The organism is Arthrobacter sp. 05L44 (assembly GCF_056397605.1).
The window spans coordinates 36,202-59,490 of the sequence record NZ_JBFTNS010000006.1; the positions used below are offsets into that span (position 1 = coordinate 36,202).

The following is a 23,289-nucleotide window of genomic DNA, read 5'->3' on the forward strand; positions in this document are numbered from 1 at the left end:
CACCTCCTTTCGGGGAGCGTGGGCGTTCTGCGCGTTCCGGCGTGGGGCGGTGCCGGGATGTGGTTTCGCTGCGATGGTCACAGTGGGCCTTTCTGGTTGGAGAAATAAAAGTAATTGGGCACAGCAATTAAGCCCTCAATTTGTTGAAGAACAGTATGTTTTAGGCATAGGAATGCCCGGTACTAATACGGTGGTTTTCGCAAATGCGAAGAATGGCCCCTGCCGCTACGTGCCGCACCCCAACAGGAAGCTGGGTTCCGAACTATGGGGTATTGCACTGGTTACTGCTATGGGGGTGTGTTGCGCAACCGCGTGGGTCCGCTGGGCCAGACATACCGGCCGGGTCATCCCGTGGGATGGACCTGGCAACCATTCCGGGCCGGCGTTACGCCGGCGGGAGGATTGTTTAGGCGGGCAGTCCGGTTTTCGGGCGCGCGGCAGCGTCAGAGGCCGGGTTCGCGGTGACGTTGTACATCCATCCGCTAGTCAAAATATTCATTTCCCAACCTCCTTTTCTGATCTGCCGTAGCTCCGGCTGACTGGCCGGGCGACGCGCGCCGTGACCCTGGCAAGCCGCTCTGGGGTCAGAAATAAAATTACACTACAAATGCGGAGTTTGACCACTTAAATGGGAAATATTCCGCAAAATATTTTTTGCGTCGGGTTTATAGTCCCCAGCGGACCACGGCAGGCGTCTTCTTATCCCAGCCAAGCGTGCACACTTTTGCGGTGCCGAGCACAAAATGGCGGCCTTCATGGGCGTCCAGTCCCAGCCACCGCGCCGTCAGGATCCTGGAGAAATGGCCGTGGGCCACGATCAGAACGTTGTCCAGGCCCGACTCAAGTACCCGGGCCACGATCTTGTCCGCACGGGCAGCGACATCGTCGAGTGATTCCCCGTTGGGCACCCCGTCCGTCCAGATCAGGTAATCGGGGTTGTCCTTGCGGATCAGATCCGAGCTGATGCCCTCGTACTCGCCGTAGTCCCACTCGACGGCCAGGGGTTCGAGCTGCGCGTCCGGAAACCCTGCCAGCTCCGCCGTCCGCCGGGCCCGGCGCAACGGGGAGGTAAGGACCAGGTCAAAGTCGACGGCGTCGAGCACCTTTCGTGCCTCTACTGCCTGCTGCTCGCCCTCAACCGTGAGCGGAAGGTCGGTGAGTCCGGTGTACTGCCCGCTCTTGGACCATTCCGTCTCGCCGTGCCGGAGGATCCAGAGCTGGGGACGGGGACCGTTGGAAGGTGCAATCACTTAGGACTCCTCTGTTGGGGAAACGTCGACGGCGGCAGCTTCCGGCTGCTGCGCCCACCATTCATGCAGTCTGGCTTCGGCCTCGGCGGGATCGAGCGGGCCGTGTTCCATGCGTTCCTCGAGCAGGAACTTGTAGGCCCGGCCCACAACAGGCCCCGGTTTGAGCCCCAGCAGCGCCATGATGCGGCCACCGTCGAGGTCCGGGCGGACGGCGTCGAGTGATTCCTGCTCGCGCAGGGCAGCGATGCGCGCCTCGAGGTCGTCGTAGGCGAAGGCCAGCCGCTCGGCCTTGCGCTGGTTGCGGGTGGTCACGTCCGAGCGGGTGAGCCGGTGCAGCCGCTCCAGCAGGGGCCCGGCGTCGGTGACGTAGCGGCGGACCGCGGAGTCGCTCCAGCCGGCGTCGCCGTACCCGTAGAAGCGCATGTGCAGTTCCACAAGGCGTGCCACAGCCTTCACGGTGTCATTGTCGAAGCGGAGGGCCTTCATCCGCTTGGACGTCAGTTTGGATCCGACCATGTCGTGGTGGCGGAAGCTCACCGCGCCGCCCGGTTCGAAACGGCGGGTGGCCGGCTTGCCGACGTCGTGCATCAGGGCCGCGAAACGGAGCACAAAGTCCGGCCCGGGCACCGGGCCGTCAGCGTCCGATTCCAACGCGGCCGCCTGTTCCAGGACCTGGAGCGAGTGCTGGTAGACGTCCTTGTGCCGGTGGTGCTCGTCGGATTCGAGCCGCAGGGCCGATACCTCGGGCAGCACGAACTCGGCGAGTCCCGTCTCGACCAGCAGGTCCACGCCGGTCCGGGGCCGGGGGGCGCAAATGAGTTTGACCAGCTCGTCGCGGACGCGCTCCGCGGAAATGATAGTGATGCGCTCCGCCATTTTCGTCATGGCCTGGCGCACTTCCGGGTGCACCGAAACGCCCAGCTGCGCGGCGAAGCGTGCGGCCCGCATCATCCGCAGCGGGTCGTCCGAGAAGGAGTCCTCGGGTGAACCGGGCGTGGCCAGGGTGGAGGCGTGCAGGTCTCGGACGCCGCCGAAGGGGTCCACCAGTTCCAATCCGGGCAGCCGGAGGGCCATGGCGTTGATGGTGAAGTCCCGCCGCTGCAGGTCGTCAGTGAGCGACGAGCCGAAGGCGACCACGGGCTTGCGGGACTCGGGATCGTAGGCCTCGGCACGGTACGTGGTGATCTCGATCTGGAAGCCGGCCTTGCGCATGCCGATGGTGCCGAAGGCGCGGCCGATCTCCCAGTAGTTATCAGCCCACTTTTTGATCAGTGCCACGGTCTGGTCCGGCGTGGCATCCGTGGTGAAATCCAAATCCGGTGAGACGCGGCCCAGGAAGAGGTCACGCACGGGCCCGCCCACCAGGGAGAGCTCGTGACCGGCGTCGACGAAGCGCTGCCCGAGCTCAATGACCACCGGATCTACGTGGAAATCAACGGTGTGGGTGTCAGTCTGGTGATGTGCGTGCGCCATAGTCTCTTAAGCTTGTCAGAAATCCCGGCCAGCACCACACCGGAGTCGCCTTCGATCCGCGGCCGCGTGCGGCAGGGAGGTCGGCGGCCGTCAATCCAGTTTTCCGCCGGGCCACTTTCCTGTCATGTTTAGGTCATCAAGTCCGGGTAAGAGTCGTTAGAGTGGACTGCATGGCCCATCCCGTACCGAGCGCTCCCGGCAGGAGGACAAACGCGCCGTTGCCATCGGCAATCGGCGCCAATGTCGCGCCCGCCCAGCATCCGGGCCAGGCCTCGCTGCCCACCGTCGAGGAAATCTCGGCCGGCGGAGTGGTGGTGGACACGTCCGACGCCGAACTGCGGGTCGCGATCATTGCCCGCCTCAACCGCGGCGGACGCCTCGAATGGTGCCTGCCGAAGGGACACCCGGAGGGCAAGGAAAGCAACGAGGAAGCCGCGGTCCGTGAAATCGCGGAGGAAACGGGCATCGAAGGCACCATCCTCGCGCCCCTTGGAAGCATTGACTACTGGTTCACGGTCAGCGGACACCGCGTCCACAAGACCGTGCACCACTATCTCCTGCGCTCCACCGGCGGCGAGCTGACCATCGAGAATGATCCGGACCAGGAGGCCGTAGACGTCGCCTGGGTGCCGATCCACGAACTCGCCCGCAAGCTTTCCTTCCCGAACGAGCGCCGTATTGCGGACCTCGCCCGGGAAGTCCTGCCCGAGCACCGCTGAGGCTGACCGGGCCGCCCCGGCAGCAGGGACAGCCGTTCGGTGCGCCGTCGGGCCCTGTGAATACCCACAAAGCCGGGCCCGGGTGAGACGATGAAGATAATGTCTGCCGCCAAGCCCCGATCAGCGAAGCCCGTCCCCTCCGGGTCCGCCGCCGCCCAGCCCAATCCCGCCGGAGAGGCACGTTCCAGTGCCGTCATGGCGGCCGGAACCCTGGTGTCGCGCTTCCTGGGCTTCGGAAAGACGTGGATGCTGGCGGCCGCCCTCGGCCTTGGGTCGACGGTCACCGACACGTTCATCAACGCCAACAACCTCCCGAACCTCATCTTCCTGCTGGTGGCCGGCGGCGTGTTCAACGCGGTCCTGGTGCCCCAGATCATCAAGGCAAGCAAGGGCCCGGACCGCGGCGCGGACTACATCAGCCGCCTCCTGACCCTCGCCGTGGTGGTGTTGCTGTCCCTGACGCTGGTGGTGACCCTCCTTGCCCCGTGGGTGATCGAGCTGACCACGCAGGGCTACTCGCCACAGCAGAAGTCGCTGGCCGTGACCTTCGCGTTCTGGTGCCTTCCGCAGATCTTCTTCTACGGCCTCTACGCCCTGCTGACCCAGGTGCTCAACGCCAACGGGGCGTTCGGCCCGGCCATGTGGGCACCGATCCTGAACAACATCGTCGCGATCGCCGGACTGGGCATGTTTATTGCCATCCTCGGCGCGAACGCCGCCAACCCCCACACCCTCGATAACTGGGGTCCCTTCCAGACGTTCCTGGTGGCCGGCTTTTCCACCATCGGTGTGATCGCGCAGACAGCCATCCTGCTGGTTCCGGTCTTCCGGCTGCGCCTGGGGTTGCGGCCCCGGTTCGGTTGGCGCGGTGTGGGCCTGGGCCAGGCAGCGAAGCTCAGCGTGTGGACCCTGGCCACCGCTGCCGCGGGCCAGCTCGCGTTCCTCTACGTCATGCGCATCGCCACGATCCCCGGCGCCGAACGCCTCCGGCTCGAACAGGCCGGCGACCACGCTGCCGCAGCAACGCTGCCCGGCAACGCAGTCCTGGAAGTCGCCAGCCAGCTGTACCTGCTGCCCCACTCCATCATTGCGCTCTCGCTGGCCACCGTGCTGTTTAACCGCATGACCCGGGCCTCCCAGGACGGCGACCGGGCCGAGCTCCGCCGGGCCCTCTCGCACGGCCTGCGCACCATGGCCGTTGCTACGGTGTTTGGCGCTCTGGCCCTGTTTGCCCTCGCCGGACCGCTGGGCATGTTCTTCTCCGGTGACCACCGGCAGGACGGCGTGATGCTGGCCCAGACCCTCACCATCCTGGCCCTCAGCACGCCGTTTATGAGCGCGAACTTCATGATGTCCAGGGTGTTCTATGCCAACGAGGACGCGCGGACCCCGTTCTTCATCCAGCTGGTCCTCGCCGCCGTCAACGTCGTTTCCGCGTTCTTCATCCAGTTCCTGCCGTTCGACCAGATCATCTTCGCCATCGCAATTCTTTACACGGCCGGCAACATCCTCTCGGTCTTTGTCAGCGCGTTCTTCCTCCGCCGCCTCCTCGGCCACCTGGATGGTCCACGCGTTGCCAGCTCCTATATCCGGATGGGCTACGCGGCACTGGGGTCGGCCGTGGCGGGTGCCGGCGCCCTGTGGCTGATGGGCAGCTACCACGCGGACGGCTTCGCCTGGAGCAGCCGGATCGCCGCCTTGGTGACGGTCGTCGTCGTCGGACCCGTCATGCTGGCCGCGTACTTCGTCCTCCTCAAGGCCCTGCGGGTGACCGAACTCCAGGACCTGTTGCAGCCGCTGCTGGGGCGCCTGCGTCGGGCTCCCGGCGCGCCTGGGCCGGAAAACGGCCCTGTGGCCGGCGAACCTGTCGCCGCCGAGAACGCCCCGCCGCTGCACCCCACGCCTGAACGGGCCACCACGTCGCTGGATACCGGCCTGATCCCGCGGATCTCCGGCGAGTTCGACGCCGCGTCCTTCCGGGCGGGCCCCGACCTTGGGTCCGGGGAGACCGCCGGATGGCGGACGGACAACGAATACCTGCCCGAGGAGGAGCTTCCGGGCACGGCCCAGGGCAGCCAGGGCCGCGCGGAGATTCCCCTGCCGGGCCGGCGCACCTATCAGGGGGAGCCGGGCCACAATCCCTACTTCCCCTTCGACCGCCGTCGGAAAAAATAACGCCTTTCCGCCCCAGAGCGCCGCATCACACGGCGCGGACAGTGCATCGGCTAGGATCGAAGACTAAGAAGGGGAGTTGCAGACCAGGGGTCAACCAGCCTTACCGGGGCCCCAGGTGACTGACGAAGTCGCCGTGGTTGGCAGCTCCCGGACAGTCTAGGAGGAACCTGTGTCCCACCCGATCGATGTCGGATCAGTACTTGGCGGCCGCTACAAGGTCACTGCCACGGTACTGACCTCGCATGACCAGGATCTGGTGCTGGACGGGGTGGACCAGGTGCTGAACCGGCCTGTGAGCATCCTCGTAGCTGGCCCCGGCAACGCCGACCAGGTGGCCCAGAGCGCACGCGAAGTTGCCACGGGCGAACGTCCCGGGCACGTCCAGATCCTGGATCTGGGGGTCAGTGATGCCGCGACCTACCTCATCACCAACCACACCTCAGCCGCGGACCTGTTGGACCTTGTGGTGAGCTCCAACCCGCCGTATGTGGAACCGTTCTTCACGGACACCCTGGGCAGCGAAATCTTCGGCCAGGCCCGCTCCACTGAGCCCGAGACGTACGACGGCCTTTATGACGACGAGGAAGTCGACGCCGGCTACATCAACTATGGGGGACAGCAGCGTCCGGCCGGGCAGAAGCCCGCCACGCCGCCGTCGCCGTCCGCCCCCGCGGCGCGGGTCCCCGCACCGCCGGCGGCCTCCCCGGGCGTAGGCGCCGGTGCGGCCGGAGCGGCAGCTGCCGGAGCAGCAGGTGTTGCAGCCGGAGCAGCAGCGGCCAAGGCGGCGAAGTCTCCCAAGACGGCTCCGCAGGAAGCGGCGGCGCAGCCCACAGCGGCCCATCCCATGCAGGCGGCGCCCACCGCGGCGCAGGGCAGCGCGGCGCCGAAAGTCTCCCGCTGGGAGGACGATGATTACGATGACGCGGTGCCGGATCAGCGCACCTCGTCGATGCCGGCGGCAACAGACGCCGGAGGCGGCCGGGCTGCCGGAAACTTCCCCGCTTTCGCCCGCAATAACGCTGCGGACGATTCCTACGACGACGCCGATGACGAGGACGCTCCCCGTGGCGAACGCCGCTCCCTGCGGTGGCTGGTCGGTGCGCTCCTGGCAGCCGTCCTGGTGATCGGCCTGATCTTCGCGGTCACCAACCTGGGTGGCCTCTTCAAGGGTGGAACGCCTGAGGCAGCCAAGACGACCGCGCCGGCGAGCACGCCCGCGAACTCCGGTGCGCCTTCGGCCACCCAGAGCTCCGCGCCGCCGGCAGCTGTCCCGCCCGCGATCGAGTCAGTGACCCGCCAGGGCAACTTCGACTTCGCGGCCACCTACGACGGCGACCTAGTCAAGACCTATGACGGCAACGCCGCGAGCTACTGGTCCGACATGGAATTCGCCACCGACGGCTGGGGCGGATTTGCCCCCGACGGCGTACCGCTGGTGGTCAAGCTCAAGAGCGCGGCGCAGATTTCCTCTGTGACCCTCAGCCAGCTCGGTGCTTCCGGCGGCAACATCGTCGTTTACACCAACGACCGGCCGTCGCTGGACGGTGCCAAGCAGGTGGGCAGCAACAGCTTCACTTCCTCGGACCTGACCATGCCGCTGCAGGAACCCGTCAAAGCGCAGTACGTCATCATCTCCATCAAGAGCCTGCCCAAGCTGGCTGCCCCGAAGACCCGCTACGGCTATGGCTTGCGGCTCGCGGAGATCAAGGTCCAGTAGCCCTGGCCGCCGCCTGCAGAGTCGTAATCCGCTGAATGCGGACGGCAGTGGCCGTCCGCGGCCGGTAACCTAAGGGAAGTACACCGGGGCCCTGCTAGGTGCGCCCGGAATATTCAGTTACCCGCAACGGTTGTGCCATGTGGCCGCCCGTTCTGGGTGGCGCATCGACAAAGGAAGAGGTTCACCGTTCAGTGAGCAACGCAGAAAACACCGCGTCCGAAGTACGTGATGTCATCATCGTCGGCTCCGGGCCTGCCGGTTACACCGCCGCGGTGTACACGGCTCGTGCCAACCTCAAGCCGCTGCTCCTGGCAGGTTCGGTCACCGCCGGCGGCGAGCTGATGAACACTACCGACGTCGAAAACTACCCGGGCTTCCCGGAGGGCATCATGGGCCCGGACCTGATGGAAAACCTCGAAAAGCAGGCGGCCCGCTTCGGTACGGAAATCCAGTTTGAGGATGTCACCGAGCTGGACCTCGACGGCGACATCAAGACCGTGACCATTGCCACGGGGGAGACCTTCCAGGCACGCGCCATCATTCTTTCCACCGGCTCCGCCTACCGCGAGCTCGGCCTCCCCAACGAGAAGCGTCTGTCCGGCCACGGTGTGAGCTGGTGTGCAACCTGCGACGGTTTCTTCTTCAAGGATCAGGACATCGCCGTCATCGGTGGCGGCGACTCCGCAATGGAGGAAGCCCTGTTCCTGACCAAGTTCGCCAAGTCGGTCACCGTGGTCCACCGCCGTGACACCCTGCGCGCCTCCAAGATCATGGCCGACCGCGCCCTGGCCCACGAGAAGATCAACTTCGTCTGGAACACCGGTGTTGAGGACGTGATCGGCGGAGACAAGGTCACCGGCCTGCGCCTGAAGAACCTGGTTGACGGTAACGAAACCGAACTGGCTGTCACGGGCGTTTTCGTCGCCATCGGCAACGATCCCCGCACCGACCTGGTCAAGGGCAAGGTCGACCTCGCACCCGAGGGTACCATTGCCGTCCAGGGCAGGACCTCCAAGACCAGCGTCAAGGGCGTTTTTGCTGCCGGTGACGTCATCGACCCCACGTACCGCCAGGCCATCACCGCCTCGGGCTCCGGCTGCGTCGCCGCCCTCGACGTCGAACACTACCTCGCAGACCTCCACGCCTAATCAGCGCGCGGCAAGAATCCCTAGAGAGAGACAAGGTTATGAGCAACGCTAAAGATGTAACAGACGCTAGCTTCAGCACCGACGTGCTGGAAGCGGACAAGCCCGTCATCGTCGACTTCTGGGCCGAATGGTGCGGCCCCTGCCGCAAGCTGGGCCCGATCCTGGACGAGATCTCCGTTGAGTACGGGGAGAAGGTCAACGTCGTCAAGGTCAACGTTGATGACAACCCGGCCATCGCGGCCGAGTTCGGCATCACTTCCATCCCTGCCGTGTACCTGTTCCAGAACGGCGAAGTGAARAGCACTGTCATCGGCGCCAAGCCCAAGCAGTTCTTCGAGAAGGAATTCGCGGACGTCCTGTCCTAGTCTGAACCGCGGTACCCGGTCAGCCCGCTGATCGGACTGCCACAACGGCGGCTCCCTTTCCATTCGGAAGGGGAGCCGCCGTTTTTCGTAGGGATGAAGGTCGGCTGATGTGGGGGATGGTCCCGGTTGCGCGTTGCCGGCCTTTTTGGAGAGGAGCGCCTTGGCGCGCTATCCATCTATCCCTAAAGCTGATCCGTATGCAACGTATATAAGCTGATGCCTACCACCATATTGTCTAAGGATTGACTACCCTGAACCTCCAACATCGCTGTGACGTGGGGTAGGGGACACTGACTCCAAGAGATGTGCCCTACGGCTCGGCTCACTGTCATTTCCGCATCGGATGCTCAAATGCCCCCAGACCCTAGAAGTTCGTTTCACGTGAAACATTCCGCCGGCAGCGGGAGGCCAGTGAGAGTGCCCGGCGACAGTCGGTTTGAGGTAGAAGGCACGAGCACACACGGAAGTCGCTCTACGGTCCACGCCTATCTCGGCATCAAGCGAGAGCTAAACTTCCCCTTTAGCTTGCCCGATCGACCGAGGGCTTGCGTTACATGCTCCAGCTCGAAGGTCAATGTTTCACGTGAAACCGCGTTCGGCGCGACGGCTCCGCGTCGCGCCTTTTGGTATCTACAGCGAACGCCCAGGGCTACGTAGACACCTAAACAGGGTGCGGCCAAACCTGGATCATCGCCCCAGGGGAGTCCGAGGACGGGGCTGCCGCCTTTACGCGACCATGGCCCAGCAGCTGGCATTTTGCGACCCGACCCAGGACGTGATCAGCGCTCTTGGGCTTCCCTGAGTTGGATAGAGCTCCGCACGCCGCGTGTCCGGACACACGGTACGTCCCAGACGATCATTCGAAACGATCGATTCCATTTTCTTTCGCTAGGGTGGACAGCCCACCTGCTCTCCACACCTCGGGCCTCAGCGATTGCTCCCAGCGCTGTTTCACGTGAAACATCGTCAAGTCGAGCCTAAGGGCACATCCGGAACCGCCCATGAGCAGCGTTACAGCCCAGATTGGTGGATCTGACCGCACCGACTATTCTGCCAGGCGGGCTGAGCACTCCCCGGCATAGTGCATGTCCGCACTTTTGCGTATTTCGGGCAAAATAGTGGGGCTTTGTTTCACGTGAAACAAAGCCCGGCAGGCCAAGGTAATGGGACCTCTGTACGCATCTGGAACCAGCGACGCCGACAGCGCACGCGGCTACACAAAACTCCGTGGCCGCCCACGAGGAAGTCACAACGCGCCCCTTGACGAACGACGGCAACCACATTCCTATTCGTTAGGCGCTTCTAGCTCAGACTCACTTCGTCGGGTGCACCTTGCTTCTCTTCTACGGGCCTGCGTTATCCGGGGGAGGCCGTGCACGTGGGTAGAAGAACCGCCCTGGCGAACCGCGGATGCCCGAGGCTTCCGGTCGCTGGCAGAGGGGAACATGCACCGCTTGGACTGCTCTCCGCATCGACCAACCTGCACGGCGCGATACCGCTCCCTGGAGTCCTGACCGCCCACCGTCCGACCCACGCGCACAAGCCTCCTCGCATCGACTCGCCAGTCCTGAGCCTCCAATGACCGGTCCATGGACCTGGCTAGGCCCAAAACCCTTCAGCAAATCGAAACCCTACGCGCATCGTCCCTCCCTCCATCCGCCACCTGGCCGCAGCGGCCTGGAGCGGTCCAAGTCCTTGCCTGAGACTCCCAGGACGCCCCGCCCCCTCATGATGTGCCTAACCGTGCCCTAGCGGCCCAGTGGAGAGTACAGAAGGCTAGCTAGGGGAATCGCCGTCGGATAGACGGCGGAGCCAAGCACCGCAGGGGCTACGCCCGCTCGCTCTCCCTGGCACCGTCCGTGTCTCTGCGTGAGACTACGGCAACGTCGATGGTCGCAGCCGTGCACGATGCCGGCCACGAGATTCGTTGCCGGCCCGCTCACACGGAAGCGCGAGAGCTCCCACAGGCGGGGGTGTAGGTGGCGCCCCAGGATGGATGTCAGCCTCGCTTCACGGGTGTTTGCAGGGTTCGAGTTTCACGTGCTGGCGCTGCAATTGTGTGTCCCACGAGCGCCTGGGCACTTGCACCATTGATAGACCGGCTCAGGCACTGCCTCAGACGTCATTCACGTACTCCACCCGGCCGCAGTCAAGAAATGGTCCCGGCCATTCCTGCTCACATATTTCCATGCGAGCGAAACTGGTCCTATGGCCTAGCTAAAACCGACAGACCCACGCACCTACTAGGCATCTATCGAGAGCTACGTAGGGGAGGTCCACAGTGCATCTTCGGCAGAGGGAACTTCCTCAATGCCAACGCGCATTGCCCTGCAGGATCTCACAGGGCAAATAGCGACGTGCGGCGTAGCCACCGACATGTCTTCTCAGCTGAGCACCTCCGCAGTTCTCAGCGGGGAAGCATCAGGGGAGGCACCACCCTGCGCTGCGTTGGTGGCCGGCCCACTGCCAACCTGGATAGGGCATTGGCAACGTCGCTCCCGCCCACACTGTCCGCCAATCTACGAAAGCATCGGTCGGCCAACGAGCGGGCCGAGAAGGATCGAAAGGGCTGCCAAACGTTCGATCTTGGACGCGTACCGCCGGGCGGTTATACACAAACTTATCCACAGGGCTCTGAGACTTTACGCACAGCGGTATCCACAGGCCTACTGGCGTCCCAGTGTCGATCCTTCATCCCGACCAGCCGGTCTCGAATCTCGCGCGGGGTGGAGTGTCCCTGCCATGACTTCAGACGCAAGTAAGCCGAACCCAAAGCGCACCCGATACTTAACCCAGTAGAGGCGAATTCCACGCGAAATCCAGCCTATTTCCCCGACATCCAAGGTGTCGCTGCAATGTTTCACGTGAAACAGGTCGGGAGGCGAAGAGGCTGGTGGAGTTCGTATTGGCAAGTGGACTTCGAGCGTGACTACGGGGTGGCTTAACTCGCTGGCTCGTCAAACTCTATCCACAAAGTTATCCACAGAGATATCCACCGATCAATTCACAGTCTCGGGGTCGCTGGGGCTTGTGGATATTGGTCATTGGGTGGAGAAGATGTGAGGGTTCCGCCCCGCAATAATCGCCGGCGGTCACGCCCTCTATACAGGCCGGGGAGGACCTACGACTTGCCTCAGGCGGCAGCCCATCCTGTCCAGGCAGAGAGGGTGAGGATAGGTCGAGACCGAGCACGGGCTCTGTCCACTCGACCGTGCGCCGTCGTCGGGCGTGGACGATTCTTGAGCTGCGAGGTGCCCCGTGACTTCCGTACACAACTCCCTGTTTGCTTCTGCACACTGCGGTGCCCCGAGGTATCCAAGGCAACGGCCTGAGCCGGACACCACTTCCTATCGGCCCCACGCGCCGGCCGTAATGCAGATGGCAGCAACTCGGGCTCTGACGGGTGACCGGCTCGAGGAAAAACCAGGGGAGCGATCGTCGATCAGGTCGAATTCTTTGGTACCTCCCCGTCGGAGCGACTCCAGCTAGCGAAGCTCCCAAGGCTACCCCAAGGAGCACCCTGTGCGGCGGCAACGGCGTGGTGCGGCCGTCCACCTGGGTGGGTCTGAATGGCCACGATAAGCTCCCGAGCCAACTGCGTGCCCGGTCGCTGCAGCTGGGGGACGGCGGAGCAGCGTCGTCCCAGCGCAACTGTCGGGATCTGGACTGCCACTGTCCCATGAGGTGACTTCCTGTAGCACCACCAGACAATGTACGTGCGCGTTCTCGTTCGGACAGCACTTGCGGACGGAAGCAGACCAACAGCTTTCCAGCTGAGCCGTGGGAATCACGGGCGTGGCCTTCTGCGGCCAACTGCCATCAAGTCTGCATTGCCGGGATATGAACCGCCACCCGTGACAACCAGCCTCCGGGCTGCCGCGAGAGTCCTGATAAGGACTGGTCGGGCCGCTGCTAGTCACTCTGCGCTCACCTATTTCAGGCCGGCCGAGCACGTTGCTGCGTATGCGGGGGAGGCGCTGAGAAGTGCTCAGGTGAGACAGGGGTAGTCGGCAGCCGCAGATACCCCTCACCGGCCAAGCGACACGGCGGAAGTCTACATACGCGACCGCGGGTGCGTATCCGTTTCACGTGAAACATGACATCAATTTGGGCCGTCGAATCCCTCATACGAATTGCCCGAAGCATCCGAGCTGCCCTGCCGCACGAACATCTGTAACTTTCACGGCGGTGCTTGCCAGACGTAGCCACAATGGCGGCCTACTGAACTTCGCCAACAGTTGTGTGGCAGCAGTAGTTCGGACAACCTTTCCCTGACACCCCTGGCGACCAACTCGCTGGGGGCAGCGGACACGCTCCAACGCAGCCAGCCGCAGTGATCCATCCGAAGCCCTATGGGCTGTGACATGTATCTGATTATCGGGTACCCGGATATAAACGGGTTTCACGTGAAACACCAATGGCAATGAAACGGAACTACACAACGGCGGTTCCGACCACCTGCCCGGGACAACTAGGGATGCTGAGCCGGACAAACGTCTCAGCGCACGTTACGGGGCGCCAACACAAAGCGTCCGGCACCGACGAGGGGCGCAGCCATTCCGCCAACAACACCATCAGAAGAGTCTCGCAGCCGCCGTATTATTGGCGAATAGAGGCGCTCCAGCCATAGCCAAACGGCTACCATCGCCCGCCTGTAAGCGCCTCCAGGCCCCAACGCAGGCCAAGGCGCCCTTGTATCGGGGCGTAGCTGCGACAGCCCCTGACACACCCTCACGCGGCCGGCCCGTCCAGCCATAGGTAGACCCGCCCGCTCAACGCCGGCGCATTCAGTACTGGCCACTGGAGCACCCGACGACGCTGTCCCAGCGAGGCCGTGGTGCTCTGAGAGACGCGAAAGCCCATAGAACGCTCGCCTCCATAGCCCGGACCTTCCACATGGCGCACTGGACGAGGCACCCGCACTGTAACTTCATAGATCCCCGCACTCCGGCTTGGTCAAATACACCAGTAGACCGCCCCGCGGACAAAAAACAGGCCCCGTTTCACGTGAAACAGGGCCTGCCTTCCGCACCAAGTGCGGTCTCGGATTGCTAGGGGGCTAGTTCGGGTGTGCGGCCTAGGATTGCTAGGGCGCTAGTTAGGGTTACCCGGCGTCAGAACTTCCATAATGCGGTTCAGGTCTTCAACGCTGGCGAACTCAATGCTTACGCGTCCCTTTCGGGCACCCAGTGAGATCTTTACGTTCGTATCCAGGCGATCAGAAAGCGACGAAGCGAGGTAGTCGAGACGCTCATGGCGCGCACCCGGACGCGGAATGTTGTTCTTAGCCGGTGCAGCCGGGCTCTGGTAGAGCGTCACTGCCTCTTCCGTAGCCCGGACGGACATTCCCTCGGCGACGATCTTCTGCGCCAAGCGTTCCATCGCGGCTGCATCCGGCAGGGCCAGCAGAGCGCGGGCGTGACCGGCCGAAATAACACCGGCCCCGACGCGACGCTGCACCAACGGCGGAAGCTTCAGGAGGCGCAGAGTGTTGGAGACCTGGGGCCGTGACCGGCCGATGCGGTCAGCGAGCTGCTCGTGCGTCGTACCGAAGTCCTCCAGCAACTGCTGGTACGCGGCTGCTTCTTCGAGGGGATTCAGCTGGCTGCGGTGCAGGTTCTCCAGCAACGCGTCGCGCAGGAGGTCATCATCGGTCGTGTCACGGACAATTGCCGGGATGGTATCCAGCCCGGCGGCCTGTACTGCCCGCCAGCGACGCTCACCCATGACGAGCTCATAGGTTTCGCCATCCTCTTCGGTTGAAGTTCGCACCACAATTGGCTGGAGGACGCCGATTTCGCGAACAGAGTGAACGAGCTCCGCCATGTCGTCCTCATCGAAGACAGAACGCGGCTGTTTCCTGTTCGGGTGAATGTCCGAGACCGGGATTTCGGCGAACCGGACGCCGGGTACCTCCACGAGGTCGACGCCGTTGTCCTGGGGGTTCGTCGTCGCTTCGGTCACGGGAGCAACGTCCTGGACCGGGGCACTGCCCTTGGAGGGAGCGGCTTTGCGTGCAGTCGCTTTCTTCGCAGTCGTCTCGGTGGCCTTCGGGGACGAATTCTTCGATCCGCTCACCGGTGACGATGCCTGCTTCGCAGCAGGCTTGGCATCTGTGGAATCACGCGCCGCAGACTCGTCACCGCGAACTGACTCTGCCGAGGCTCCGTCGACGGCGGGAGACGCCGTCGTCGTCCCGTCCAAGGCAGCGGGCGGCTCTTCGGTGAGCACCGCTTCAGGTGATCGCTTCCTGGCTTCAGGAAAGAACAGATCCACGGGCCGGGACGGAGCGGAACCGTTCCCGGAGGCGTTAGCCGAGGCGGAACTTGGAATCAGTGCGCCAAGTCCACGGCCAAGGCCGCGTCGCTTATCGCTCATGGATAAATCCCTCCATTGGAAGAGCCTGGCATCCCCCGGCTCTGGCTAGTGCAATTGTTGAGAAGATTCTAACGTTCAGCAATTTCCGCTGCGGCTTCCAGGTAGGAAAGGGCGCCGCTGGAGGAAGGATCATAGGTCATGACGGTCTGCTGGTAGCTCGGCGCCTCGGAAATCCGGACCGAACGGGGGACCACTGCACCAAGGACCTGGTCAGGGAAGTGTTCGCGGACCTCAGCTGCCACCTGGGCTGCGAGATTGGTGCGTCCGTCGTACATCGTCAGCAGGATGGTGGATACCACCAGATCCGCGTTGAGATGCTTCTGGATCATTTCGATGTTCTTGAGGAGCTGGCTCAGGCCCTCCAGGGCGTAGTACTCGCACTGGATGGGGATGAGTACCTCGCCGGCTGCACAGAATGCGTTCACCGTTAGCAGTCCCAGGCTGGGCGGGCAGTCGATAAAGATGTAGTCCAGCCGCTCCTCGCCGTTCTTGGCGCGCTCCTTGGCGTAGACGTCAATGGCACGGCGCAGGCGCTGTTCGCGGGCAACCAGGCTGACCAGCTCAATTTCGGCCCCGGCCAGGTGGATTGTCGCCGGAGCGCAGATCAGCTTCGCAATGTCCGGGCATGGGGCCACGACGTCCTGCAGGGGAACGTCGTTGATGAGGACGTCGTAGATGCTGTCAACGTCGGCGTGGTGTTCGATGCCAAGCGCGGTGGAGGCGTTTCCCTGTGGGTCGATGTCGATGACCAGTACGTTGAGGCCCGCCGCGGCCAGGGCTGCGGCAATGTTCACCGTAGTGGTGGTCTTGCCGACGCCGCCCTTCTGGTTGGAGACGGTAAAGATGCGGGTCTTCTCGGGCTTGGGCAGTTCGCGTCCCAGGAGCCGCTCGCGACGCTTGTTTTCGTGCGCGAGTTCGCGGGCGATGGGGCTGGAATCGTCGATGGAGTCCAGTACGTTGCGGCCGGAGGACGTTGAAGTTTCACGTGAAACTCCGGTGGAAGTGGCTACTTCAGCAACCGATGCGGGTTGCTTGGCGGAGATATTGTGAGCGACTGCGGGCGCGGAAAGGACCCGTGCTGACCCCAGTGACACAAACGGGGGAATCCGCTGTGTGGAGGCTTCGCTACTGCTCACTTGACACTCTCGCTCTCATTCGGCTGTTGCTGCCGGTTACTAGCCTAACCTCTTCCCCTTCGAGTCCGAGGGCACCGGGCTGGTGCTACGCAATCTTTCGAGGCTTGTTTACAACGATTCTGACCACCGTTGTGGGTTCTTCGAGAAGGTCGTCGCCGACAACCACCACGGAGGTCTCCACGCCGCCAAGTTTCCGGATGGTTTTAGCGGCTTTCTCGATTTCTTCGCCGGCGCTACGGCCCTTGATGGCCACTACCTCACCCTTCCCGCCAAGCAGGGGAATGGTCAATCCGGCGAGGTTTGAGAGGGCTGAAACGGCCCGTGCGGTCACGATGTCGGCGCTCACCTGGCCCACGGCCAGTTCAGCCCGGGTTCGCATCACGGTGACGTTGTCCAGGCCGAGGTCATCCACCACTTCCTGGAGCCAGATGACCCGCCGCTCGAGCGGTTCGATCAGTGTCAGCTCCAGGTCCGGGCGGGCAATTGCCAGGCAGAGTCCGGGAAGCCCGGCGCCGCTGCCGACGTCGGCAACGTGGCTGCCATGCGCGATCTCACGTTCGATGACGGCGCAGTTGAGGACGTGCCGGCTCCACAGGCGGGGTACCTCGCGGGGCCCGATCAGGCCACGCTCGGTGCCTGACGTCGCCAGATGCTCCACATAGCGCTTGGCCAGGTCCAGCCGGTCACCAAAAATTGCTTCGGCAGCCTTCAGTTCGGCTGCGGTAATTTCCACCATTAACCTGTCCCGCGAATCAGTCTGCGGAAACAACGATGTGCCGGCCGGCACCTTCGCCTTCGGATTCACTGACAAACCCGAGATCGGCGACAGCATCGTGCACAATCTTGCGCTCGTAAGCACTCATGGGTGCCAGTGCTACAGCCTTGCCCGACTCCTTGACCGATGCGATGGCATCCTCTGCGATCTTCTGCAGATCACCGGCACGATCGGCACGGTAGCCGTTGATGTCCAGCACCAGGCGGGAGCGGTTTTCCGTAGCGGACAGGACGGCCAGGCGGGTCAGCTCCTGGAGGGCTTCAAGCACCTCACCGTCGCGGCCAACCAGGTTCTCGAGGCCTGCGGCGTCGTCTTCCGCCACGATGGAGATGTAGGTACGGCCGTTGCGTACCTCGATGTCGATGTCGCCGTCGATATCAGCGATGTCCAGCAGCTCTTCGAGGTAATCCGCGGCGACGTCGCCCTCTTCCTCGAGGCGGCTGGCCGAGCTTCCCTTCGCTGACGCGGCAGGGTTGTCGGAGGTTCCGGCCTCCCCGGCACCGACCTCGTGAAGGTCATCCTGCGCAGGGGTTTCGGCGGAAATAGCGTGTTCAGTGCTCTCGGCAGACATTACTTCCTCTTCCTGTTCTTGCGCTGGGGCTGTACGCGCTGGCTCTTGGCGGCGACGGCGGCAGCGGCAGCAGCCGCCTCGGCTTCGGCGTCGGCCTTCTTGGCACCCATCAGGGGCAGGGACGGCAGACCCTTCGCGGCCCGGCGTTCGGCCAGGGCCTTAGCGGCAGGGGATCCCGGCGTCGGCATCCGGCGAATGACGAAGAACTGCTGGCCCATGGTCCACAGGTTCGTGGTGGTCCAGTAGATCAGGACACCGATGGGGAAGTTGATGCCGCCGATGCCGAAGACGAGCGGCAGGATGTAGAGCATCATCTTCTGCTGGCGCATAAAGGGGCTGGCCATGGCTTCTTCGGACATGTTCTTGGCCATGATCTGCTTCTGGGTGATGAACTGCGAGGCCGTCATGGCCAGGATCATCACGACCGAGAGCACCACAACGGCGACGTTGCCGGATCCACCGTGGAGCAGGGCCGCAGACAACGGGGCGCCGAAGATGCTGGAAGCATCGAATTCCACCACTTGCTCATGGCTCATGGCACCAATGCCGGCACCCTGGTCCTTGGCCGCCGAAATCCCGGAAAGAACCTGGAACAGCGCGAAGAAGAACGGCATCTGGATGAGCATCGGCAGGCAGGCCGAGAAGGGGTTGGTGCCATGCTTCTTGTACATGGCCATCTGTTCCTGGGCCATGGCCTGGCGGGACAGCTGGTCCGTTTTGCCCTTGTACTTCTCCTGCAGCTTCTTCAGGTCCGGCTGCAGCAACTGCATGCCACGCTGGGCCTTGATCTGCTTGACGAAGACGGGGATCAACGCGGCCCGGATCACAAGGACGAGCCCGATGATGGACAGGGTCCAGGTCCAGCCGTTCGCCGCCGGCATGCCGATGGTGCTCAGTCCGTCGTGGAATCCAATCATGATGATTGAAACAAGCCACTTGAACGGGGCCATGATCGTGCCAAAGAAGTCCATACGATATCCCTACTCGTCAGGCCGCCGAGCGGCCTTCTCCATCAGACTGAACAACCAAGTATTGGTCCGGGTTGTTCAGCACAACAATTCTGGGGGTGTGGCCGTCGGGCCACTCCCGGTGCCCGGCGGGGACATGGTCCACTCCGCCGGAATTCCATGGGTGGCATCGTGCCAGGCGCTTCGCGGCAAGCCAGCTTCCCTTGACGGCGCCGTGCACCGTGACTGCTTCAAGCGCATAGGCCGAGCAGCTGGGGAAGAAGCGGCAAACCTGTCCGTACAGCGGAGAGACCACCTTGCGGTAGGCCATCAGCAGGAGGATCAGGATGTTCCGCGGTAGATTCCACAGGGACCTGACCAGCCAGAGGGCCGCGGTTTGGATGCGGGATCGAGGAACAGGGACGACGGCGGCAGTTGAGTTACGCACGCGGGGTCCCTTCCTGTGTTCTCTCGTAAGAAACTGTAGAAGCGGCCGGTGAAAAGCGGCTGCCCAAGCGTTTCATGGTTGTTTCCAAAGCGGCGTTATAGTCAGCCAACAGAGCGTCCCAGCCGGCAGCTGCCGAGGCGGGCAGTGCCCGGACCACGATAGCGAACCCGCTGGGATAGTTCTGCAGCGACAAAGCGCCAGCTTCTCTCAGTCTCCTCTTAACGAGGTTCCTGACAACAGCGTTCCCAACACTCTTGGAAACGATGAAACCGATGCGGCTTGGCTCATTGGCAGCGAGAGCTGCCGTATATAACACTAAGTTCCGGCGTCCATTGCGGACGCCGGAACGTACAGTTGTTGAAAAATCGGTAGGGGTCCTCAGACGGTTCCGGGTGGCTAGCACCGTTCAACTCGCATAGGGATGGTGACCGATGAGTCAGGTATTTATGCCGACAGCTCGGTGCGGCCCTTGCCACGGCGGGCTGCCAGGATGGCGCGGCCGGCACGGGTACGCATACGAAGGCGGAAGCCGTGCTTCTTGGCTCGACGGCGGTTATTCGGCTGAAAAGTCCGCTTGCTCACGTTAGTTACTCCAGTGGATCAAAGGTGCGCCCACCCGATCAAAAAAGGGGAAGAACTGGCCGACGCTAAGTTTTGTATGTGCCGCTACCCCCGGCTCGCAAGACGCAAGGCGTCGGGGAGCGCTTCTAAGAGGCGAAAAGCGGACACAAAGGACTTCACAACGTTAGGGGAAAAACGCCCCCGGAGTCAAACCGGCGGCCACCGGCAGGCCTGTCCCCAGCTGTGGTTAACCGCATGGCCGGGCTGTGGATGAACTACGTCACGCCCCCGGTTTTGGAACCACACCCGTGTAATTATCCACAGGCCTGAGCCCAGCTATCTTCTAGTCTTTTGATCCCCTAGAGTGTCCGAGTAGCCGATTATCCACGGACTGTGCACAACCCTGTGGATTAAGCCGGGGCCAGCCGCCTGGCCCGGGGCATGTAGGTGCACGTAACGCAGGCAAGCAAGGTTTGAGGAACTGATTGATGACGGTAGACGAAGCCAACCACGCAAACACCGTCGGAAGTTCCTGGCGCAGGGTGGTCAGCCTCCTGGAGAACGACCACCGCGTCTCGCCCCGGCAGCGCGGCTTCGTGATCCTGGCCCAGGCCCAGGGCCTCATCGGTTCCACCCTGCTGGTGGCCGTTCCCAACGAACTCACACGCGAGGTACTCCAGACCCAGGTCAAGGAAGCCCTCGACGACGCCCTGCGTGACGTCTTCTCCGACGAGATCCGCTGCGCCATCGACGTGGACACGGACCTGGTGCCTCTGCATGTTGAACCCGAGCCTGCCGCCGAACTTGCCCTTGCTGCCGACCCCCTGGTGGAACTGAAGCCGCAGCCGATGCTGCCGAGCACGTCCCACGAGTTCGGCCGGCTAAACCCGAAGTACGTCTTCGACACCTTCGTGATCGGGTCCTCCAACCGTTTCGCACACGCGGCCGCCGTCGCCGTCGCCGAAGCGCCTGCCAAGGCCTACAACCCGCTGTTCATCTACGGCGACTCGGGACTGGGCAAAACCCACCTGCTGCACGCGATCGGCCACTACGCCCGCCGGCTCTACAGCGGCATCCGCGTCCGCTACGTGAACTCCGAGGAATTCACCAACGACTTCATCAACTCGATCCGTGATGACGAGGGCACCAGCTTCAAAACGACCTACCGCAACGTGGATGTCCTGCTCATCGACGACATCCAGTTCCTTGCCGGCAAGGACCGGACCCTGGAGGAGTTCTTCCACACCTTCAACGCCCTGCACAACAACAACAAGCAGGTTGTCATCACCTCGGATCAGCCCCCCAAGCTGCTCGCAGGCTTCGAGGACCGCATGAAATCCCGCTTCGAATGGGGCCTGCTGACCGACATCCAGCCCCCGGAACTGGAAACCCGTATCGCGATCCTCCGCAAGAAGGCCCTCAGCGAAGGGCTCTCGGCCCCCGACGACGCCCTGGAGTACATCGCGTCGAAGATCGCCAGCAACATCCGCGAACTCGAAGGAGCCCTCATTCGCGTCACGGCCTTCGCCAGCCTGAACCGGCAGCCGGTGGACGTGGCCCTCGCCGAGATGGTGCTCAAGGACCTCATCACCGACGACGGCGCCCAGGAGATCACGTCGGCCCAGATCCTGACCCAGACGGCCGACTACTTCAAGCTCAGCATGGAAGAGCTCTGCAGCAAGTCCCGCACCCGGACCCTGGTGACCGCCCGGCAGATCGCGATGTACCTCTGCCGGGAACTCACGGACATGTCGCTGCCGAAGATCGGCCAGGAGCTTGGCGGCCGCGACCACACCACGGTGATCCACGCAGACCGGAAGATCCGCGAACTGATGGCCGAGCGCCGAGTGATCTACAACCAGGTGACGGAACTGACCAACCGGATCAAGCAGCAGCAGCGCAATTCCTGAGCTTCGGCGTCGCGCACTCTTACCTTATTAACAGGGGGCTGTGGACAACCCTGTGGATAGTTAAGGGGACAACCGGCCTTAATGGGCTTAAAACCCTTAAGCCGTCTGTGGATCGGCGAAACGGCCAAAAATGTTGTCCCCATCCACACCCTGTTTAAAACCTGCTCCGCCCACAGTCCATGAACAGGGCTTAACCGCGGATCCCAGCGCTCAGAACAGGTTATCCACAGTTTCCACAGCAGTTATTAACACTACTAATCCCAAGAAAATGAAATTCCCTCAAACAACAGTTTCTTGCCGCCCAACCTCGCCCCACCCCGGACCCTCCTGAACCAACCCACTCCGGCCTGGCCGGGAACCACACTGGTGTAACCCGGGGATGGGAGAACTCCGATGTTGGGGCTAAGCTGTCTGCAGTGCGTCCGTCCCGGACACTCTTTGTCATTCGCAGCCCGGCAGCGGGATGCGGAGGCAGGGCGGCCGGGGTGCATGCACTTGCCTTTTGACGGATCGGGCACCACGCCCGGAGCCGCAATGGCCCAGTGATTTATCAGCGATGTCAGCAGCAATGAAAGGCGGCACCCTTCCGTGAAGTTCAGAGTCGAACGGGACGTCCTGGCCGAAGCCGTGACCTGGACCGCCCGGTCGTTGTCTCCGCGGCCGCCTGTTCCCGTGCTTTCCGGGCTGCTCCTCAAAGCCGAGGCCGGCACTGTCAGCCTTTCGAGCTTTGACTACGAAACCTCGGCCCGCCTGGAAATTCCCGCCGACATCACCACCGAGGGCACCATTCTGGTTTCCGGCCGCCTGCTGGCCGACATTTGCCGCAGCCTGCCCTCCGCCCCGGTGGAAATTGAGACCGACGGCAACAAAGTCACCCTCACCTGCCGGCGAAGCAGCTTCCACCTGGCAACCATGCCCGAGACCGAATACCCGCCGCTGCCGGCCCTGCCGCCGATCAGCGGTACCGTGCCCGGCGACTCCTTCGCCCAGGCCGTGTCCCAGGTGATCATCGCCGCCAGCAAGGACGACACCCTGCCGATCCTCACCGGTGTCCGGATGGAGATCGAGGACGATCTCATCACGTTGCTGGCCACCGACCGCTACCGCCTCGCCATGCGCGAGGTTCCGTGGAAGCCGGCGACGCCGGGGATTTCCACCAGCGCGCTGGTGAAGGCCAAGACACTCAACGAGGTCGCCAAGACCTTGGGCGGCAGCGGGGATATCAACCTCGCGCTGGCCGACGATGACAGCCGGCTGATCGGCTTCGAAAGCGGCGGCCGCACCACCACGTCGCTGCTGGTGGACGGGGACTACCCGAAAATCCGGTCGCTGTTCCCGGATTCCACGCCGATCCACGCCACCGTCCAGACCCAGGAGCTGGTGGAGGCCGTCCGCCGTGTCTCGCTGGTGGCTGAACGTAACACCCCGGTGCGCCTGGCCTTCACTGAGGGCCAGCTGCACCTTGACGCCGGCACCGGCGAGGACGCGCAGGCATCCGAAGAACTTGAAGCGCAGCTGACCGGAGAAGAAATCACGGTCGCGTTCAATCCGCACTACCTGATCGAGGGCCTGAGTGTCATCGAGACCAAGTTCGTGCGTTTCTCCTTCACCACGGCCCCGAAACCGGCGATGATCACCGCCCAGCAGGACGCCGACGGCGAGGACCAGGATGACTACCGCTACCTGGTCATGCCGGTCCGCCTTCCCAACTAAGGC

Annotated in this window: 17 protein-coding genes; 7 read left to right on the forward strand and 10 right to left on the reverse strand. The window is 63.2% G+C overall.

Annotated features, from left to right (window positions below; all coding sequences use genetic code 11):
• Positions 1 to 665: 665 nt before the first annotated feature.
• A complete protein-coding gene (locus tag AC1DHY_RS12570; protein ID WP_476903712.1) occupies positions 666 to 1,250 on the reverse strand; it encodes a histidine phosphatase family protein in 585 nt (194 codons plus the stop codon).
• The gene (locus tag AC1DHY_RS12575) at positions 1,251 to 2,723 is read right to left on the reverse strand and encodes a CCA tRNA nucleotidyltransferase (RefSeq protein ID WP_476879323.1); all 1,473 of its coding nucleotides are present in this window, start codon (positions 2,721 to 2,723) and stop codon (positions 1,251 to 1,253) included.
• A gap of 170 nt (positions 2,724 to 2,893) precedes the next feature.
• On the opposite strand from AC1DHY_RS12575, the gene AC1DHY_RS12580 reads away from it, so the two are divergent.
• The 5 genes from AC1DHY_RS12580 to trxA all read left to right on the forward strand — a co-directional run bounded on the left by AC1DHY_RS12580 (position 2,894) and on the right by trxA (position 8,847).
• Positions 2,894 to 3,442, forward strand: coding sequence for an NUDIX hydrolase (locus AC1DHY_RS12580; protein WP_476879324.1), 549 nt, complete (start codon positions 2,894 to 2,896; stop codon positions 3,440 to 3,442).
• A 90-nt stretch (positions 3,443 to 3,532) separates the two neighbouring features.
• Entirely contained in the window at positions 3,533 to 5,617 is a 2,085-nt protein-coding gene (murJ, locus tag AC1DHY_RS12585) for a murein biosynthesis integral membrane protein MurJ (RefSeq protein ID WP_476879325.1), read from the forward strand.
• Between the two features lie 169 nt (positions 5,618 to 5,786).
• Entirely contained in the window at positions 5,787 to 7,334 is a 1,548-nt protein-coding gene (locus tag AC1DHY_RS12590; protein ID WP_476879326.1) for an ABC transporter substrate-binding protein, read from the forward strand.
• A gap of 191 nt (positions 7,335 to 7,525) precedes the next feature.
• The gene (trxB, locus tag AC1DHY_RS12595; RefSeq protein WP_476879327.1) at positions 7,526 to 8,482 is read left to right on the forward strand and encodes a thioredoxin-disulfide reductase; all 957 of its coding nucleotides are present in this window, start codon (positions 7,526 to 7,528) and stop codon (positions 8,480 to 8,482) included.
• A 38-nt stretch (positions 8,483 to 8,520) separates the two neighbouring features.
• A complete protein-coding gene (gene trxA / locus AC1DHY_RS12600; RefSeq protein WP_476879328.1) occupies positions 8,521 to 8,847 on the forward strand; it encodes a thioredoxin in 327 nt (108 codons plus the stop codon).
• A gap of 5,094 nt (positions 8,848 to 13,941) precedes the next feature.
• Here the strand turns inward: trxA and AC1DHY_RS12605 are convergent.
• The 8 genes from AC1DHY_RS12605 to rpmH all read right to left on the reverse strand — a co-directional run bounded on the left by AC1DHY_RS12605 (position 13,942) and on the right by rpmH (position 19,684).
• The gene (locus AC1DHY_RS12605) at positions 13,942 to 15,225 is read right to left on the reverse strand and encodes a ParB/RepB/Spo0J family partition protein (RefSeq protein ID WP_476880609.1); all 1,284 of its coding nucleotides are present in this window, start codon (positions 15,223 to 15,225) and stop codon (positions 13,942 to 13,944) included.
• Positions 15,226 to 15,293: 68 nt separating this feature from the next.
• Positions 15,294 to 16,361: a ParA family protein gene (locus AC1DHY_RS12610; RefSeq protein WP_476903713.1), complete on the reverse strand. Its 1,068-nt coding sequence runs from the start codon at positions 16,359 to 16,361 to the stop codon at positions 15,294 to 15,296.
• An 85-nt stretch (positions 16,362 to 16,446) separates the two neighbouring features.
• On the reverse strand, positions 16,447 to 17,097 hold the full coding sequence (gene rsmG / locus AC1DHY_RS12615) for a 16S rRNA (guanine(527)-N(7))-methyltransferase RsmG (protein ID WP_476880265.1): 651 nt from the start codon (positions 17,095 to 17,097) through the stop codon (positions 16,447 to 16,449).
• Between the two features lie 16 nt (positions 17,098 to 17,113).
• Complete coding sequence (locus AC1DHY_RS12620; RefSeq protein WP_476880264.1) at positions 17,114 to 17,707, reverse strand: Jag family protein; 594 nt, start codon at positions 17,705 to 17,707, stop codon at positions 17,114 to 17,116.
• Entirely contained in the window at positions 17,707 to 18,678 is a 972-nt protein-coding gene (yidC, locus tag AC1DHY_RS12625; protein ID WP_476903714.1) for a membrane protein insertase YidC, read from the reverse strand. The genes AC1DHY_RS12620 and yidC overlap by 1 nt, the downstream gene beginning before the upstream one ends.
• Before the next feature lie 16 nt (positions 18,679 to 18,694).
• Complete coding sequence (gene yidD / locus AC1DHY_RS12630) at positions 18,695 to 19,102, reverse strand: membrane protein insertion efficiency factor YidD (RefSeq protein WP_476880262.1); 408 nt, start codon at positions 19,100 to 19,102, stop codon at positions 18,695 to 18,697.
• Complete coding sequence (gene rnpA, locus AC1DHY_RS12635) at positions 19,095 to 19,505, reverse strand: ribonuclease P protein component (RefSeq protein WP_476903715.1); 411 nt, start codon at positions 19,503 to 19,505, stop codon at positions 19,095 to 19,097. The genes yidD and rnpA overlap by 8 nt, the downstream gene beginning before the upstream one ends.
• Positions 19,506 to 19,546: 41 nt before the next feature.
• The gene (gene rpmH / locus AC1DHY_RS12640; RefSeq protein WP_003800212.1) at positions 19,547 to 19,684 is read right to left on the reverse strand and encodes a 50S ribosomal protein L34; all 138 of its coding nucleotides are present in this window, start codon (positions 19,682 to 19,684) and stop codon (positions 19,547 to 19,549) included.
• Positions 19,685 to 20,151: 467 nt separating this feature from the next.
• On the opposite strand from rpmH, the gene dnaA reads away from it, so the two are divergent.
• A complete protein-coding gene (dnaA, locus tag AC1DHY_RS12645) occupies positions 20,152 to 21,573 on the forward strand; it encodes a chromosomal replication initiator protein DnaA (protein ID WP_476903716.1) in 1,422 nt (473 codons plus the stop codon).
• A gap of 588 nt (positions 21,574 to 22,161) precedes the next feature.
• A complete protein-coding gene (dnaN, locus tag AC1DHY_RS12650) occupies positions 22,162 to 23,286 on the forward strand; it encodes a DNA polymerase III subunit beta (protein WP_476880325.1) in 1,125 nt (374 codons plus the stop codon).
• The last annotated feature ends 3 nt before the right edge of the window (positions 23,287 to 23,289 follow it).